This is a genomic window from Paenibacillus sp. S33 (assembly GCF_053615415.1).
Window position 1 is genome coordinate 62235 of record NZ_JBSIEZ010000001.1, and the last position, 16933, is coordinate 79167.

Genomic DNA, 16933 nt, shown 5'->3' on the forward strand with positions numbered 1-16933 from the left:
GTATTATTGGTTTTCCGGAGTTTTTTAAATGGAAGATTATTGCTAACGTGATTTGACAGACATCGGAACGTTGTGTACATTTATTGTTAAATAAACGGCTGTCGTCTTCTTAGCGTATAAAAGCCAACAGTCGCTGCAATCGACTCTCTATCATTTTGAACATATACGTGAGCGCATACTGTAGAACTTATGGTGTGCGCTATTCTTCTGTGAAATCAGGTGAAGGCATGATGATTCCAAGATATCTAGTTGATTTTGATGTAGCGGACTTGACCCGATTGGAGGCCGACGTATTAATTATTGGCTCGGGCATTGCGGGCTTATATACGGCGATTAAGGCTGCAGAGAATCGGAAAGTGTTGCTGATTACCAAGAAGACTTTGATGGAAAGCAACACGCGTTATGCTCAAGGCGGCATTGCTGCTGTCACATCGGACGAGGATACACCAGCCTATTATATGGAAGATACTCTGATTGCTGGAGCAGGTCTGTGTGAATCTGAGGCGGTCAGTACGCTTGTCCATGAAGGTCCAGTTGGTATTCAAGAGTTAATACGTATGGGAACGGCTTTTGATCGTGTGGATGGTGAACTAGCGTTGACACGGGAAGGAGCGCATAGTCACCGGCGTATTTTGCATGCGAATGGAGATGCTACCGGTTATGAAATTGTGCGTGCCTTATCAGACCAGGTTGCTGCCCATCCCGGTATCGAAGTGTGGGAAGAATGCATAGTAATTGATCTGCTGACGGAGCATGGTGAGTGTATTGGAGCACTCGTCCAAAAGCCAGGTGGGGAAAGGTCGTATATCACTGCTAATGCAACGATTTTGTGCTCAGGAGGTAGCGGGCAATTATACCGTTATACGACCAACCCGGATATTGCAACCGGGGATGGTATCGCTATGGCATATCGTGCGGGGGCGATTGTACGGGATATGGAATTCATACAGTTTCATCCTACGGCGTTGTGCCATCCAGGCGCTCCAAGGTTTCTAATTTCCGAAGCTGTACGGGGAGAAGGAGCCGTATTACGCAATATTCACGGAGAACGCTTCATGGACAAGTATGATTCCCGGCAGGAGCTTGCACCCAGAGATATCGTAGCTCGTGCTATCATTCATGAGATGGAACGCACCCAAGCTGCGTTTGTATACCTGGATATTACACACGAGCCGCCTGAGCGGGTGAAGCAACGTTTTCCAACCATTTATCGGACATGTCTGTCATTTGGTTTGGATATGACGACAGACTGGATCCCCATTGCGCCTGCTGCCCATTATATGATGGGTGGTGTTCAGACCAATTTATACGGGGAAAGCTCCATTGCGCGTTTGTTCGCCTGCGGGGAGACCTCTTCTACAGGTGTTCACGGAGCTAATCGTCTGGCGAGCAATTCGTTATCTGAAGCTATTGTATTCGCCAGCAGGATTATTGAGCGACTGCATTCATTGCCACCGCTAGTCGGCCATACGTTGATATCTTATAGCGATAACCGTACAGAGTTCCCGGCTTCATCCGTCGCGGAGCAGCGGCATAGGCTGCAAGAAGCCATGGTTCGTTATGCTGGAGTTCGTCGGCACGGCGAAGGGCTACAAGCAGCATTAGATGAGTTGCAAGGGCTAATGCCTATTTTTGAGGCTGTGATTGCTAGCCGGGAAGAGATCGAATTTGCCAATTTGCTCACCTGTGCTTTATTAGTAACAGATGGTGCGCTGCTACGTGAGGAGAGCCGGGGAGCGCATTATCGCGAGGATTTTCCTGAGACAGATGATAGCGTCTGGCGAAAGCATGTTCAGCAGCGACGTGAGCAAGGGATAACGGAGGAGTACGTTCATGACATCTAACAGCGAGCTTTATGGAGAGTTTAGTGGATATCAGGAAGAACTGACGGCACAAATTCGCAGCTGGCTGCGAGAAGATACGGGCTCTGGCGATGTGACCACGCGCTGGACAATTGAGCAGGGCCACCAATCCAAGGCTGTCATTCATGCCAAGGAGAGCGGCGTGGTTGCGGGGTTACCCGTGGCTGCCCTTGTATTTCAGGTAGTGGACCCTTCCTTGTCGTTCACTCCGCTGGTAGTCGATGGACAGTGGATTGAAAAGGGGAGCGTTTTGGCAGAAGTAACGGGGAGTACCCATGCAATCCTGACCGGGGAGCGATTGGCGTTAAATCTGCTCCAACGGATGTCTGGTATTGCCACGCGGACTCGGGCTTTTATAGATCAATTGCATGGTCTGTCCACTCGCTTGGTGGATACACGTAAAACAACACCGGGACATCGACTGCTGGAGAAGTATGCTGTTCGTGTAGGCGGTGGCTCGAATCATCGTTTTGGCCTGTACGATGCTGTTATGATTAAGGATAATCATATTAAGGGCGCAGGTGGGATTGAACAAGCTGTGAGTCGAGCGCGCGCTAATATACCGCATACGATGACGATTGAAGTAGAGACGGAAAACATGAAACAAGTTCAGGAAGCCTTGGAAGCTGGGGCGGATATCATTATGCTGGATAACATGTCTGCCCCAGATATGAAGGAAGCCGTTCGGTTCATTCGGGAACGGGCACCACATGTCAAAACAGAAGCCTCGGGCAATGTATCGCTGGATACAGTGCGTGAGATGGCTGAGAGTGGCGTAGATGTGATTTCTGTAGGCAGGCTGACATACTCTTTTCATAACCTGGATATCAGCCTTGACCTTAACGCAAAGAAAGATAGGTGACACCCATTGATTCTTGTAGTGGATGTAGGTAATACCAATATTGTTCTGGGGATATACGAAGGGCGGGAGCTGTTGCACCATTACCGGATCAGTACCTCCAGGCAGGCAACCGCAGATGAATACGGCGTACTCATACATAATCTTTTTAGTATGGGTGGCGTACTAAAGGATGACATCCAGGGAGTGATTATTTCCTCTGTCGTTCCGCCATTGGTCCGTGTATTAGAAGAAATGTGCGATAAATACATAGGCAAAACGCCGTTAATCGTCGGGCCGGGAATCAAGACTGGTCTTAACCTGCGTTATGAGAATCCTCGTGAAGTAGGTGCGGATCGGATCGTGAACGCTGTTGCGGCTGTCGAACGGTTCGGCGGGCCGCTGGTTGTGGTGGACTTTGGAACAGCGACGACGTTTGATTGTATCGACGATAAGGGAAACTACTTGGGCGGTGTCATTGTGCCGGGGATCGGGATTTCGACGGAGGCACTGTATCAACGAGCTTCCAAGCTGCCCCGCATCGAGTTGGAGAAACCCAAAAAGGTTATTGGTCGTAATACGGTTCATGCCATGCAAGCTGGGATTATCTTCGGTTATGCTGGGCAAGTGGATGGCATTGTGAGGCGCATTAAGGAAGAAATGCAGGTGGAACCTACGGTTATTGCTACCGGAGGTCTTGCAGAGCTAATCGCATCAGAGACAGAGAGCATTCAGAAAGTGTTGCCGATGTTGACGCTCGAAGGATTACGCATCATTTACCAACGTAACGCTGAATAAAAAAAGTGGATATAAGCTGCCGCTGAGTCCAACCGATGATCTTATCGGTTTGGATTAGCGGCGTTTTTCGTCTATACTGAAATATGTTACGTTTTTGAACAATTCGCGTGATCTGTCGATGCAGGTTGTTTATATAATAGGAAATTATGCTTCAATGATGAGCCATACTAACGAAAATAAGCAGCATAGCTGTCCTGGAGAATAGGGGAGGATATCAATATGGAAAATAAGCAGGATCGACTTATTCGTGGCACAGCCATGGATGGAAGGGTTAGAGCTTTTGCTGTTCGGACAACTCAATTGGTAGAGGAATTGCGGAGAAGACATGATACTCATCCTACGGCAACCGCTGCTTTGGGGCGAACCCTCACAGCAGGTGCTATTATGGGCTCTATGCTAAAAGGCAAAGAGCGATTGACCATTCAAATTAAAGGTGATGGACCGATTGGGCAAATCGTCGTTGATGCCAATGCTGTAGGGGAAGTGCGAGGTTATGTTACTGAACCGCATGTGCATTTGCCGAGCAATAGTATGGGCAAACTGGATGTAGCGGGTGCCGTAGGTACAGAGGGTTTCATTCATATCATCAAGGATTTGGGGTTAAAAGAACCGTATCGCGGCAGTACTCCGATTATTTCCGGTGAACTGGGTGAGGACTTTACCTATTATTTTGCCAAATCGGAACAGACCCCGTCAGCGGTGGGCTTGGGTGTGCTGGTAGATACGGATAACTCGGTTATTGTGGCCGGTGGATTTATTATTCAGTTGCTTCCAGGCTTGAATGATGATGAGATTACTGCGATCGAAAATGCAGTCAGCTCCATTCCACCCGTTACTGCTTTGCTGGATCAAGGGTTGGAACTTGATGAAATGCTGCGCTGGATGCTGCCGGACGTTCGGATTCTCGATGAATTGGATATTCATTTTCAATGTGAGTGTTCACGTGAGCGCGTGGAAAAAACATTGATCAGTTTGGGAGAAAGCGAATTAGAACAGTTAATTGAGGAAGAAGGACAGGCTGAGGTCGTATGCCACTTTTGTAATGAGGCTTATCAATTTAATAAAGATGAATTGCAAAATCTGTTAGATCAAGCCAAAGCCTAACCGGATGGGCGGTGCAAGCGATGACTACACGGGAAAAAGGATTATGGACAGCTGTCATTATTCTGACCGTTAGCGTCGCCGCCTTGGGTGGTCTTATCATGCTTCGGGGGCTGTCAAAGCCGGGTGATGTAAGCAAGGATGACGGCGATCATACTGTGGCGGAGATGGGTCAGGAAGGCATATCGGAGGAACAGTGGGTAGCGGAACTGAAAAAGCGATATGGAACCAATACGCTGTTGCAAATGTTGAATCGTAAAGCCGTGCAGGCTGAAACCAAGCGTCTCGGTATCAAGATCACCCAAGAGGATCTACAGCAGGTGCTGGAGCAGGATAGTAAAGGGTATGACTCAGATCATGCCTATTTTGATGAAATGCAGCGACAGTTTGGCTTAGGCCCGGTTGATTTGCGGAATGAAGCGGAATACCGGATTGGTTTGGAGAAAATAGCTACTGAGGGTATTCAGGTTCAGGAAGCGGAGATTGACGAGTATTGGGAGCAGCATCCTGAGGAATTTGCCGTCGGTAAGCAGATCCAATTGGCAGCTCTTTATGTGGATAATGCGGAGGAAGCAGAAGCGTTGCTAGATCGGGTTAAGCAGGGGGAAAGCTTCGATGTGCTGATTCAAGAGCATGCAGGTAAGCCTTTCGACAAAGATACCAGTGGACAGCTGGGATGGGTGGATGAATATGATCCATTGCAACCGGAGGCGATCATGAAGGCGGCGAGAGAGCTAAGCTCTGGGGATGTTGCAGGTCCGATCTCTGTTAACGATGGCTATGCTGTCATTTATGTACAGGATGTAAGGTTGAAGAATTCTCCGGATAAGCAGCAGATCCGGCAGCAAATTCGCCGATCTCTTGCGCTTGCACAAGCCGCTCCTTTGGAAGAGGTCGAGAAGGGTCTGCGTGATAAATATGGAGCGCGTATTCTATCTGGAAAGAATGCATCCTAAGCTTCTCTGCAACGTAGTGAAAGAATATTGGTTTGAAGGAAGCACGATGCTGATAACGCGGGTTGACAGCATCGCGGCTTATTCACTCGTATTGACATTGGAATTGAAGATTGTTATGATTAGCGTATAAAACCAACTATTTTTATCGGAAATTAATGAACGGCACAAAATGAAAGTAATTGACTAAGAATCATCTACAATATGATTTCGCAATTTTTAATATATCATCTACAGTCAGGGAGGAATTATCATGGCTAAAGTTGTTAATAACATTACCGAACTTATCGGAGAAACACCCCTCGTTCGCCTCAACCGAATTGTACCGGAAGATAGCGCCGAAATCTATTTGAAACTGGAATATCAGAACCCAGGCTCCAGTGTAAAAGATCGTATTGCGATTAGCATGGTAGAAGAAGCTGAACGTGAAGGTCTGCTTAAGCCAGGCGGTACCATTATTGAAGCAACAAGCGGTAATACAGGAATCGGCTTGGCTATGGTAGCTGCTGCGAAGGGCTATAAGGCAGTCATTGTTATGCCAGAAACGATGAGCATAGAGCGTCGTAATTTGTTGCGTGCTTATGGAGCCGAGCTTGTGTTAACACCAGGATCAGAAGGCATGAATGGGTCCGTTAAGAAAATGGAAGAATTGCTGAGTGAAAATCCGGATTATTTTGCTGCTGAGCAGTTCAAGAACAAAGCTAATATCAAAATTCACCGTGAAACGACCGGTCCTGAGATTGTGGAAGCCATTCGTTCCATTGGCGGAACTCTGGATGCTTTTATAGCGGGAATAGGCACTGGCGGAACCATTTCTGGTGCTGGAGAAGTGCTTAAGAAAGAATTCCCTGATATCAAAGTGGTGGCTGTAGAGCCCGCCTCTTCCCCGCTGTTAGCAGGCGGTAAGCCAGGACCCCACAAGATCCAAGGGCTAGGTGCCAACTTTATTCCTGAAATTTTAAACCGTGATATCTATGATGAAATTATTCATGTAGAAAACGATGAAGCTTTCGAGGTAGCACGTAGAGTGGCCAAGGAAGAGGGCATTTTGTCCGGTATTTCATCTGGCGCGGCTGTTCATGCGGCTTTGAAACTTGCTAAGCAATTGGGCAAGGGAAAACGGATCGTTGTCATTGTTCCAAGTAATGGAGAACGTTACCTGAGTACGCCACTATACAATTTCGAGCTGTAATTATGTCGTAATTGTGTATACTATACGTAAGGATTCCCTCATTTCCCTGTTGCAGGGGGGTGGGGGTTTCTTTTTAAGGAGAGAATGTAGACTTTTTGAAAAGTAGGGAAGGGGAAGCACACACGGATGAAATCGACAGCTAGAGTGACGGAGGCGCAGTGGCAGGTTTGGCAGGAGGAAGGCTGGAGCATACTTCCCTATATCGCTGAGTACCCATTACCCGTGGGAGGGCTACCGTCATCGTGGCGGAAGGCTTGGGAGGATTCGTCGCCATATGCCTTTTTGCTGGAGAGCGCTAAAGGTGGGCGGTACACCTATCTGGCCTTAAATCCGGTTGCTATATTGGAAGGCAAGGGAGAACATGCAGTTTGGACTGATTTGCAAAGTGGGAAGCATGGAGATCTACATGGTCAACCTTTGAAAGTCATGAACAACTGGATCGCTCCTTACCGTTCACCGCGTGTACCTGGCATGCCTTTTTTCTCTGGAGGATTTGCGGGTTATCTTGGCTACGATGTAGCTCGCTCGTTGGAGCGTTTGCCATCTCAAGCTGCAGACGATACGAGCATACCTGATTATGTATGGATGAGGGTGAATGAGCTATGGATTTATGATCACGAAAAATCCTGCATATATTGTGCTGTTCATATGCCTGCTCCTGCGCATTCCGATAAAGTCAGCCGTGATACCGATTTGACCAATCCCGTTAAACGGGATGAGCCAAATCCCATACTTTGCGAGCATTATGCGGAAGCTGCCCAACGTGCAGAACGTATGCTGATTCAGTGGAATAACATCATAAATGCAGGAGAGATTGATCCTGCGTACCCTCGTCGTTGTGCTAGGCTTGCCGAAGAGGGGTTAGAGGCTGCTCATCAAGAATCTGAAGGCTGGACAGCGGCATTCAACCAACAAGATTTTGAACATGCCGTAAGACGTGTGCAGGAATACATTGCCCAAGGGGATGTATTCCAGGTTAACTTGTCGATTCGTCAGCAACGTGCGCTTACAGCCCTCCCTGAAAATATATATGAATGGCTTCGTCTGCTGAATCCTTCCCCTTATATGGGTATGCTGCGTATGCCAGATTTACGGATCGTCAGTGGCTCGCCAGAATTGTTGGTGAAGCTGGAGGATGGACGTGTGAGCGCCCGACCTATTGCAGGTACGAGAAGAAGGGGGCTAACACCGGATGAAGATGCCGCTATGGCAGCAGAGCTTCTATCAAGCGAAAAAGAACGCGCCGAGCATATTATGCTCGTCGATCTGGAGCGTAACGATATCGGACGGATTGCTGAATACGGATCGGTGCATGTGCCTGAACTGCTGACTGTCGAATACTATTCGCACGTTATGCATCTGGTATCTCAGGTTGAGGGGAAATTAGCCCAGGGTCGTACAGCTATAGATGTAATTGCTGCTACCTTTCCAGGCGGAACCATTACCGGGGCACCCAAGGTGCGCACCATGGAAATCATTGAAGAATTAGAGCCCGTTCGTCGGGGTCCTTATACAGGGTCTCTTGGATGGATTGACTATAACGGCAATATGGAATTAAATATTATAATAAGAACACTAGCTGTTAAAGGCAGCACTGCCTATTTACAGACAGGTGCGGGGATCGTCATTGATTCAGACCCGTACAGGGAATATCGGGAATGTCGGAACAAGGCCAGAGCTGTCATGAAGGCGGTACAATGTGGTGAAGAAGAAGCTGCTTTGAGCAGAAGCGGTATCACAGGAGGGTGAGTCGTATGATTTTGGTGATTGATAATTATGATTCGTTTACGTACAATCTTGTTCAATATTTGGGTGAACTTGGCGAAGAAGTAACCGTAAAACGGAACGATGAGATTGATGTGAAAGGCATAGAAGAGCTGGCACCAGAGCATATTTTGATCTCGCCGGGTCCATGCACGCCGAATGAGGCGGGGATATCACTGGATGTGATCAGCCATTTTAAAGGTCGCATTCCGATTTTTGGCGTTTGCCTCGGCCACCAGGCCATCGGACAGGCTTTTGGCGGTAAGGTTATCCGGGCTGAACGACTCATGCACGGTAAAACATCACCGATTCTTCATCACAATACATCGGTATTTGAAGGCTTGCCTTCTCCGTTCACAGCAACCCGGTATCACTCATTGCTGGTGGAGCGCGAGAGTCTGCCTGAGTGTCTAGAGATTACCGCAGAAACCGCGGAAGGTGAAATTATGGGTTTGCGGCATAAAGAATTTGCCGTAGAAGGAGTTCAGTTCCATCCAGAATCCATTATTACGGATTACGGGCATCAACTATTACGCAATTTCCTAAAACGCAAGGTAGGCGTCTGATTCATGAAATATATCGGAGTCAACGGCGTCCTCACGGAAGCCGCAAAAGCCGTGATTCACGTAAGTGATCACGGCTTTTTATACGGAATGGGCTTGTTTGAAACATTCCGCACCTACAAGGGTGTCCCATTCTTGCTGGATCGGCATCTGCATCGACTGCAGGAAGGTTGCCGAATGCTCGGCATTCCTTTTCAACCGGATGAGGAGCAGCTTACGAGACACATCCAACATCTGATGGTGGCGAATGGACTGGATGAAGCCTATATCCGCTACACCGTATCAGCAGGCGAAGAGGTGCTAGGATTGCCGACGGGGGACTATACGCGCCCCAACCATATTTTGTTTGCGAAACCGTTACCCTCTACTAATACACAAACCGGGCAATCCATTTCCCCATCGGCGCTTCAGTTGTTGCGAACCCCCAGAAACACTCCAGAGGGTGAGGTTCGTTTAAAGTCGCTCCATTATATGAATAATATTCTTGCGAAGCGGGAACTTCAGCAGTATGCCGAGGCTGTCCGTTATAAGGCTGAAGGAATGATGCTTACGGCCAATGGTTTTCTGGCGGAGGGAATGGTCAGCAATCTGTTTTTTGTGCGGAATAATACGCTGTATACCCCTGACTTGTCTACAGGAATTCTGCCAGGCATTACGCGTGAATTCATTTTAGAGCTGGCGCATCTGCGAGACATTCCTTGTGAGCAAGGTTTGTACAGCTGGGACGAGCTGAAACAGGCTGATGAAATTTTTATGACCAACTCTATACAAGAAATACGGCCCGTGGATTTGTTGTTGGAGCCGGGTGGAGCAACGAACCATGTATCGGTTCCCTTGACGCAACCCAGGTCCATAACAGCTTTGCTGTTGCACGATTATAGACAGAAAGCAGGGATCAAGTGAACATACCGACCCTTTATCAACGTAGTTACCGAATGGGGGATGCCGAGCTTACGCTAGGACATTCCACACAGATCATGGGTATACTGAATGTGACCCCGGATTCATTTTCCGATGGAGGATTACATTATAACCCAGAGATTGCTGTTTTACACGCATTGAAGCTGGTGGAAGATGGAGCCGATATCATTGACATTGGTGGGGAGTCTACCCGTCCGGGTCATGACCCAGTAGGTGTGGAAGAGGAGCTGGCTCGGGTCATTCCGGTCATCCAGGCCATTCATCGTATCGCACCGCACATTCCGTTATCTGTAGATACTTACAAAGCCGAAGTAGCCAGGCAGGCGCTTGAAGCTGGTGCACATATCATTAATGATGTGTGGGGGTTTAAGGCAGACCCCGATATGGCACGTGTAGCTTCGGAATTCGATTGCCCGGTCATTTTGATGCATAATCGTCATGATCGTAATTATAGTGATTTGGTTTCTGATATGCTGTCTGATTTAAAAGAGAGTATCCGATTAGCGCTGGATGCGGGGGTACGTGAGGAACAAATCATTTTAGACCCAGGCATCGGTTTTGCCAAGGATTATGATGAAAATATCCATGCTATGACTTCTCTCGATACATTGAGTCAGCTAGGCTTCCCACTGTTATTGGCTACGTCACGCAAAAGATTTATTCGTACAGCACTCGATTTGCCTGTGAATGATGTGGTGGAGGGTACGGCGGCTACTGTTGCTTTTGGCATTGCTCAAGGGTGCCAGATTGTGCGTGTACATGATGTGGCACAAATCAAGCGCACCGTACGTATGTGTGATGCGATGGTGTACGGGTCTAAAAATGCACTAAGTTATGACGGATAAAGCCTGCTCCACGAATGATTTGATCCTACGAGCGCTGTTGCAACGGGATTCTTTGAATTGGTAAAACATGTAACTGTAAGAATCCCGTTGCAAAGGCGAGCGCTTCGCTACCACCAGTAAAGTCACTTGATTAGAAAAATCTAATAAAAACAGGGGGTCTACCCACGATGGATAAAATGGTTTTGCATCGTATGGAGTATTACGGATATCATGGCGTTTTTCCAGAGGAGCGCAAGCTGGGACAGCGTTTCTATATTGATTTGGAACTGGAGCTTGATCTGCGTGAAGCGGGTGAGCAGGATGCTTTGGACAAAACGGTTAATTACGCCGAGGTACATTACACCGTTAAAGATATTGTAGAAAAGGAATCTTACCAATTGATTGAAGCTTTGGGCGAACGTATTGCATCTTCCCTACTGGACACTTATACTAGTGTCAATGCACTGACTGTCAAAGTCACGAAGCCGCATCCGCCGTTTGATATTCATTTTCAAGGCGTTACGGTTGAGCTTTATCGCGCAAGAAAGTAGGAACGATACATGAATTCACATTCGACCTCTGAGGGATCAGAGGCTTATATTGCTTTAGGGGCTAATTTGGGGGAGCGCGAGCATACCCTGTATGAAGCCATTACGGCGCTGGACGAACATCCGGGTATACGGGTGCTGCGGTGCTCCAGCCTGTACGAAACAGAACCTGTTGGGTATCTGGATCAACCTTCTTTTTTGAACATGACGGTAGCCGTATCTACAACACTTGCTCCAGAGGAGCTTCTGGTATATATGCTGGAGGTGGAGAGTCGTCTGGGGAGAGTAAGACATATTCCTAATGGTCCACGAACCATTGATCTGGACTTGTTATGGATGGGAGCGGCGCAACTGGCTACACCGGATTTGGAGCTTCCTCACCCTCGTATGTTGGAGCGTGCTTTTGTGCTGGTTCCTTTGGCTGACATCGTTCCGAACCAAGATCCGTCCGGTCTGTACAGTATCGTGCATACTGCATTGAATTCTGTGGATGGAAAGGACGGCATACAGCTTTGGAAAACTTGCAGCTGGCGCAACGACTCCGCGCCTTTCGGAAGCTAAAAGGGTTCACCCAGCAGGAGTTGGCAAACCGAACCGGCATATCTTTGACTGTATTAGGTGCTGTGGAGCGAGGTAATCGTGCAGTAGACCCAGACATGCTGAACATCATCGCCCAAACGCTAGAGATTGAAGTCCGGGAATTGACGGATTGACGATAAGTATACGATATAAAAGAAGGAATAAAGGGGTGAACAGATATGTTGAAAATCGGCGATATTGAAATGAAAAACCAAGTCGTCTTGGCACCCATGGCAGGCGTGTGCAATCCTGCCTTTCGCTTGATCGCCAAGGAATTCGGTACAGGCTTGGTATGTGCAGAGATGGTTAGTGATAAGGCCATCATTCACGGCAACAAGCGTACACGTGAGATGCTGTTTGTAGATGAGCGCGAGAAGCCGCTTAGCTTGCAAATTTTTGGAGGCGACCGCAAATCTTTGGTGGAAGCTGCGAAAGTCGTAGACCAGGAGACGAATGCAGATATTATTGACATCAATATGGGCTGCCCGGTTCCCAAAGTGACCAAATGTGATGCAGGCGCTCGTTGGCTGCTTGATCCAAACAAGATTTATGAGATGGTATCGGCGGTAGTGGAATCGGTAAGCAAGCCGGTTACCGTCAAAATGCGTATTGGTTGGGATAGCGAGCATATTTATGCCGTAGAGAACGCTCGCGCTGTTGAACGTGCCGGAGGTCAGGCCGTTAGCGTGCATGGCCGTACACGGGAGCAACTGTATACGGGACATGCAAATTGGGATATTATAAAAGAAGTTAAAGAAGCAGTTTCCATTCCTGTAATTGGAAACGGTGATGTGGCATCACCGGAAGATGCCCGCCGTATGCTCGATTTGACCCATTGTGATGGCGTTATGATCGGACGTGGTGCTCTGGGGAATCCGTGGATGCTCTACCGTACGATTGAGTACCTGCAAACGGGCGAGCTGTTGCCCGATCCTTCACCGGAAGAAAAAATTCGTATTGCCATTCTGCATATGGATCGTCTGGTTGCATTGAAGGGTGAAGCAGTAGCTGTCCGTGAAATGCGTAAGCATCTGGCTTGGTACCTCAAAGGGTTTAAAGGTTCGGCACGTATTAAGGATGTCATTATGGAAGAAACAAAGCGCGACGATATGGTACGCATTTTGGATCAATTTGTATCTCAATTGCACATGGTAGATAACGATGAGCCTTCTACAAGCGCTGCTTCTCCTGCTGCTGTTGCGCAATAAGGAAGCTGTTCCGGCCTGTGCACGCAATTGACTTTTCCAATTGCTTGCCCTATAATCGTTCAGTATAAAATCTTGATGTATGCTACAAATTGTGTGCAGCTCTCAAGACAACAGCAGGAAATGTTCTCATTCCCTCAGAGTGGCATATTATGTTTTGAAAGCGTGCATTCCGATGCACTTTTAAACTTTTCCCATGACAGGAGAATCGGTTAAGATGAGCGATAAAGAAGTCATTCTGACACAGGAAGGTCTTAGAAAGCTCGAAGATGAGCTTGAGAACTTAAAGTCTGTCAAACGCCGCGAAGTGGCTGAACGGATTAAGGTAGCCATCGGATACGGAGATATTAGTGAAAACTCCGAATATGAGGATGCGAAGAATGAGCAGGCCTTTATTGAAGGCCGTGTAATTACGTTGGAAAAGATGCTACGCAATGCCCGCATTATCAATAGTGATGAAATTGACACCGATGTTGTGGGAGTAGGCGCAACTGTGACCGTTGAAGATTTGGAATTCGGAGATATTACAGAGTATGCTATCGTAGGTTCAGCCGAATCTGACCCGCTACAAAACAAGATTTCGAATGAAAGTCCGGTTGGCAAGGCAATTCTCGGTAAGAAAAAGGGAACTGTTGTGGATGTCACCGTTCCAGCAGGCGTTATTCAATATAAAATCGTGGATATCAAGAAATAAGACACGGACTTTGGAATTTAATGTAAAAGCTTCCTTGTGGAAGCTTTTTTTCTCTACACCCGGACGGACCCCGGCCCGTCTATTCATATTGAAGGAGCTGATTTAGCACCATGTCGGATGAAACTACTAACCAGGAATCACAAGAAAATCGCGAGGAATTAAGTGAACTATTGCAAATTCGCCGTGCCAAATTGGACGAGCTTCGCTCATTGGGAATTGATCCTTTTGGACGCAAATACATACGCACGGCTGAAGCGGGCGTACTACTGAGCAAGTATGACAGTTTGACTAAGGAAGAACTGGAAGAAAAGAATATTGAAGTTAGCATAGCAGGCCGTATTATGGCTAAACGTGTGATGGGGAAAGCCAGCTTTGCTCATATACAGGATCTTAGCGGACGTATTCAAATTTATGTTCGTCAAGACACGGTACCTGAATCCAAATATAAAGCATTTGGTATTTTGGATCTGGGCGATATTGTTGGTGTTAAGGGTGTGCTCTTTAAGACCAAAACAGGCGAAACGACAATCAAAGTGCTGGATATTGAGGTCTTGTCCAAATCCTTGTATCCATTACCAGAGAAATATCATGGCCTGAAGGATGTTGAATTGCGTTACCGTCAGCGGTATGTTGATTTGGTTATGAACCCTGAAGTACAAAAAACGTTCATTACACGGTCCCGTATTATTCAATCCATGCGTCGTTATCTCGATTCGCTCGGCTATTTGGAAGTTGAAACTCCAACATTGCATTCTATTGCTGGCGGGGCGGCAGCGAAGCCATTTGTTACGCACCATAATGCATTAGACATGCAGCTTTATATGCGTATTGCTATTGAACTCCATTTGAAACGACTAATTGTCGGCGGAATGGAGAAAGTATATGAGATCGGTCGTGTGTACCGTAATGAAGGTATTTCGACCCGCCATAACCCTGAGTTTACGATGATTGAGCTGTATGAAGCGTATGCTGATTATAAAGATATCATGCAATTGACGGAAAACATGGTTGCACATATTGCGCAGGAAGTACTGGGCACACAGCACATTCAATATCAAGGCCAAGAAGTGGATCTGACGCCGCAATGGCGCAGAGTCTCCATGGTTGATGCTGTTAAAGAAGTAACAGGCGTAGACTTTAGCGTGCAGATGAGTAATGAAGAAGCTCATCGCCTTGCGAAAGAGCATAAAGTTTCGGTTGAACCGCATATGACATTTGGCCATATCCTGAATGCATTCTTTGAGCAGTTCGTAGAGGAAACGCTTATTCAACCGACCTTTATTACTGGACATCCGGTTGAAATCTCACCGTTGGCCAAGAAAAACGAACAAGATCCGCGGTTTACGGATCGCTTCGAGCTGTTCGTGGTTGCTCGTGAGCATGCGAATGCGTTCACTGAGCTGAATGATCCAATCGACCAGCGCCAACGTTTTGAAGCACAATTGCTGGAACGTGAGCACGGTAACGACGAGGCGCATGAAATGGATGATGACTTTATCCGCGCCTTGGAATACGGAATGCCACCAACAGGTGGACTGGGCATCGGCATCGATCGTTTGGTTATGTTGCTGACAGATGCGCCTTCCATTCGCGATGTGCTGCTTTTCCCGCATATGCGTAACCAACAGTAGAATAACATAACATTATGAATATAGAGGATCAGCCGGGCTTCCCGTGTCTTGTTCCTCTTTTTCATAAGAACGGATGGAGAGAATACTCTAATGAAACGCAGCGTCAAGCTTAGTCGGTTCGCATCGCCTCCTTTTATATTGGTCATCGGATATTTATTGATTATTGCATTGGGTACTTTGCTACTGATGCTTCCTGTTGCCAATCATAGTGGTCATGCTCCGCATTGGATTGATTCGCTTTTTACGTCCGTCTCAGCCGCTTGTGTCACAGGACTGGTTGTTGTTGACGTCGATTCAACGTATACGATGTTTGGCGAAACCGTCATTTTGGTGCTGATGCAGCTAGGCGGTCTGGGGTTTATGACCTTAGCGACCTTGTTTGCGCTGTTGTTGGGGCGGCGATTATCGTTAAAGGATCGATTGCTGCTTAAGGAGGCTATTAATGCCGATAGCATGGAAGGGATCGTGCGTATTATTCGCAAGGTGCTGATCTTTTCTTTTACCATTGAGACGATAGCTGCTGTCGTCTTGGCTTTGCGGTGGATGCGAGAGATGCCTGTCGGACAAGCGATCTATTATGGAATATTCCATTCCGTATCCCTCTTTAATAACGGGGGATTCGATCTGTTTGGGACTAGCTTCCAACAGTACGCTGGAGATTTTGTTTTCAATATGATTGCATCTGTGCTCGTTATATCTGGAGGCTTGGGTTTCCTTGTACTTAGTGATTTGTTCGATTTTCGCCGTACCCGAAGACTGTCTCTACACTCCAAAATGGTGCTTAGCGTGTCGGGAGTGCTCATTGTGATTGGTGCGCTGGTTATATTTATTTTTGAGTTTACCAATGCACGAACCTTGGGCGCGTTGAACTGGGAAGGCAAAGTATATGGAGCTGTCTTTCAATCGGTCTCCACGAGATCATCAGGTACGAGCACAGTCGATATCAGCGGGTTAAGGCAGGCAAGTCAGTTTTTTATTATGTTGCTGATGATTATCGGTGCTTCTCCGGGCTCCACGGGAGGAGGAATTAAAACGACTACGTTCCTGCTTATGGTAGGTGCGCTAATCGCCGTCATGCGAGGACAGAAGGAAATTGTGTTTTTCCGCCACAGGGTCCCTAACGATATCATGATGCGGGCGCTGACCATTATTGTACTGGCCCTATTTATATTCTCGATTGTGGTTGTACTGCTCCTAATGACAGAGGATGCCCCATTTCTCTCCCTTGCATTTGAGGCTGCTTCCGCAATCGGAACGGTAGGCTTGTCCGTAGGAGTAACGCCAGGATTGTCTGATGCAGGCAAGCTGATTATTTGTGTGACCATGTTTATTGGTCGGATTGGTCCTCTTACGATTGCCTATGCCATTCGTCCACGCTCGACCAAGACATTGTACCGTCGTCCCGAAGGACATATTGTAATTGGATAGTGTATCTGTAGAAAAGATGTACCCGTGCTGAT

The 16933-nt window shown here is 47.4% G+C and carries 17 protein-coding genes; all 17 read left to right on the forward strand.

What is annotated here, in order from left to right:
* Positions 1 to 230 precede the first annotated feature (230 nt).
* The 17 genes from nadB (at position 231) to ACWGXJ_RS00375 (ending at position 16901) form a co-directional block, all read left to right on the forward strand.
* A complete protein-coding gene (gene nadB, locus ACWGXJ_RS00295) occupies positions 231 to 1844 on the forward strand; it encodes an L-aspartate oxidase (protein ID WP_452567844.1) in 1614 nt (537 codons plus the stop codon).
* On the forward strand, positions 1834 to 2724 hold the full coding sequence (gene nadC / locus ACWGXJ_RS00300; RefSeq protein WP_061831244.1) for a carboxylating nicotinate-nucleotide diphosphorylase: 891 nt from the start codon (positions 1834 to 1836) through the stop codon (positions 2722 to 2724). Before nadB ends, nadC begins: the two co-directional genes overlap by 11 nt.
* A gap of 6 nt (positions 2725 to 2730) precedes the next feature.
* Positions 2731 to 3498: a type III pantothenate kinase gene (locus ACWGXJ_RS00305; protein WP_013368697.1), complete on the forward strand. Its 768-nt coding sequence runs from the start codon at positions 2731 to 2733 to the stop codon at positions 3496 to 3498.
* Positions 3499 to 3717: 219 nt separating this feature from the next.
* Entirely contained in the window at positions 3718 to 4602 is an 885-nt protein-coding gene (gene hslO, locus ACWGXJ_RS00310) for an Hsp33 family molecular chaperone HslO (protein ID WP_452565914.1), read from the forward strand.
* Positions 4603 to 4622: 20 nt separating this feature from the next.
* Positions 4623 to 5555, forward strand: a complete 933-nt coding sequence (locus tag ACWGXJ_RS00315) for a peptidyl-prolyl cis-trans isomerase (RefSeq protein ID WP_452565915.1) — start codon at positions 4623 to 4625, stop codon at positions 5553 to 5555.
* Positions 5556 to 5805: 250 nt separating this feature from the next.
* Positions 5806 to 6744: a cysteine synthase A gene (cysK, locus tag ACWGXJ_RS00320; RefSeq protein WP_061831241.1), complete on the forward strand. Its 939-nt coding sequence runs from the start codon at positions 5806 to 5808 to the stop codon at positions 6742 to 6744.
* A 126-nt stretch (positions 6745 to 6870) separates the two neighbouring features.
* On the forward strand, positions 6871 to 8493 hold the full coding sequence (locus tag ACWGXJ_RS00325) for an anthranilate synthase component I family protein (protein WP_452565916.1): 1623 nt from the start codon (positions 6871 to 6873) through the stop codon (positions 8491 to 8493).
* Between the two features lie 5 nt (positions 8494 to 8498).
* Complete coding sequence (gene pabA / locus ACWGXJ_RS00330; RefSeq protein WP_013308153.1) at positions 8499 to 9074, forward strand: aminodeoxychorismate/anthranilate synthase component II; 576 nt, start codon at positions 8499 to 8501, stop codon at positions 9072 to 9074.
* Between the two features lie 3 nt (positions 9075 to 9077).
* Entirely contained in the window at positions 9078 to 9974 is an 897-nt protein-coding gene (locus ACWGXJ_RS00335) for an aminotransferase class IV (protein WP_452565917.1), read from the forward strand.
* On the forward strand, positions 9971 to 10837 hold the full coding sequence (gene folP, locus ACWGXJ_RS00340) for a dihydropteroate synthase (protein ID WP_452565918.1): 867 nt from the start codon (positions 9971 to 9973) through the stop codon (positions 10835 to 10837). The genes ACWGXJ_RS00335 and folP overlap by 4 nt, the downstream gene beginning before the upstream one ends.
* A 167-nt stretch (positions 10838 to 11004) precedes the next feature.
* Positions 11005 to 11367: a dihydroneopterin aldolase gene (gene folB / locus ACWGXJ_RS00345; RefSeq protein ID WP_023986457.1), complete on the forward strand. Its 363-nt coding sequence runs from the start codon at positions 11005 to 11007 to the stop codon at positions 11365 to 11367.
* 9 nt (positions 11368 to 11376) lie between these two features.
* The gene (gene folK / locus ACWGXJ_RS00350; RefSeq protein WP_165179768.1) at positions 11377 to 11925 is read left to right on the forward strand and encodes a 2-amino-4-hydroxy-6-hydroxymethyldihydropteridine diphosphokinase; all 549 of its coding nucleotides are present in this window, start codon (positions 11377 to 11379) and stop codon (positions 11923 to 11925) included.
* On the forward strand, positions 11877 to 12077 hold the full coding sequence (locus ACWGXJ_RS00355; RefSeq protein ID WP_209940739.1) for a helix-turn-helix domain-containing protein: 201 nt from the start codon (positions 11877 to 11879) through the stop codon (positions 12075 to 12077). Before folK ends, ACWGXJ_RS00355 begins: the two co-directional genes overlap by 49 nt.
* A gap of 45 nt (positions 12078 to 12122) precedes the next feature.
* Complete coding sequence (gene dusB, locus ACWGXJ_RS00360; RefSeq protein WP_061831235.1) at positions 12123 to 13151, forward strand: tRNA dihydrouridine synthase DusB; 1029 nt, start codon at positions 12123 to 12125, stop codon at positions 13149 to 13151.
* Positions 13152 to 13365: 214 nt separating this feature from the next.
* Entirely contained in the window at positions 13366 to 13842 is a 477-nt protein-coding gene (greA, locus tag ACWGXJ_RS00365; protein ID WP_013308160.1) for a transcription elongation factor GreA, read from the forward strand.
* 110 nt (positions 13843 to 13952) lie between these two features.
* Positions 13953 to 15473 (forward strand): lysine--tRNA ligase, encoded by a 1521-nt coding sequence (lysS, locus tag ACWGXJ_RS00370; RefSeq protein ID WP_061831234.1) that lies wholly within the window; start codon positions 13953 to 13955, stop codon positions 15471 to 15473.
* Positions 15474 to 15563: 90 nt separating this feature from the next.
* Complete coding sequence (locus ACWGXJ_RS00375) at positions 15564 to 16901, forward strand: TrkH family potassium uptake protein (protein ID WP_452565919.1); 1338 nt, start codon at positions 15564 to 15566, stop codon at positions 16899 to 16901.
* The last annotated feature ends 32 nt before the right edge of the window (positions 16902 to 16933 follow it).

Coding starts and splice junctions, on each gene's coding strand:
- cysK (WP_061831241.1), top strand. CDS start 5,806: ATGGCTAAAGTTGTTAATAACATTACCGAACTTATCGGAGAAACACCC.
- folB (WP_023986457.1), top strand. CDS start 11,005: ATGGATAAAATGGTTTTGCATCGTATGGAGTATTACGGATATCATGGC.
- ACWGXJ_RS00335 (WP_452565917.1), top strand. CDS start 9,078: ATGAAATATATCGGAGTCAACGGCGTCCTCACGGAAGCCGCAAAAGCC.
- pabA (WP_013308153.1), top strand. CDS start 8,499: ATGATTTTGGTGATTGATAATTATGATTCGTTTACGTACAATCTTGTT.
- ACWGXJ_RS00375 (WP_452565919.1), top strand. CDS start 15,564: ATGAAACGCAGCGTCAAGCTTAGTCGGTTCGCATCGCCTCCTTTTATA.
- nadC (WP_061831244.1), top strand. CDS start 1,834: ATGACATCTAACAGCGAGCTTTATGGAGAGTTTAGTGGATATCAGGAA.
- ACWGXJ_RS00325 (WP_452565916.1), top strand. CDS start 6,871: ATGAAATCGACAGCTAGAGTGACGGAGGCGCAGTGGCAGGTTTGGCAG.
- dusB (WP_061831235.1), top strand. CDS start 12,123: ATGTTGAAAATCGGCGATATTGAAATGAAAAACCAAGTCGTCTTGGCA.
- nadB (WP_452567844.1), top strand. CDS start 231: ATGATTCCAAGATATCTAGTTGATTTTGATGTAGCGGACTTGACCCGA.
- folK (WP_165179768.1), top strand. CDS start 11,377: ATGAATTCACATTCGACCTCTGAGGGATCAGAGGCTTATATTGCTTTA.
- hslO (WP_452565914.1), top strand. CDS start 3,718: ATGGAAAATAAGCAGGATCGACTTATTCGTGGCACAGCCATGGATGGA.
- ACWGXJ_RS00315 (WP_452565915.1), top strand. CDS start 4,623: ATGACTACACGGGAAAAAGGATTATGGACAGCTGTCATTATTCTGACC.
- greA (WP_013308160.1), top strand. CDS start 13,366: ATGAGCGATAAAGAAGTCATTCTGACACAGGAAGGTCTTAGAAAGCTC.
- lysS (WP_061831234.1), top strand. CDS start 13,953: ATGTCGGATGAAACTACTAACCAGGAATCACAAGAAAATCGCGAGGAA.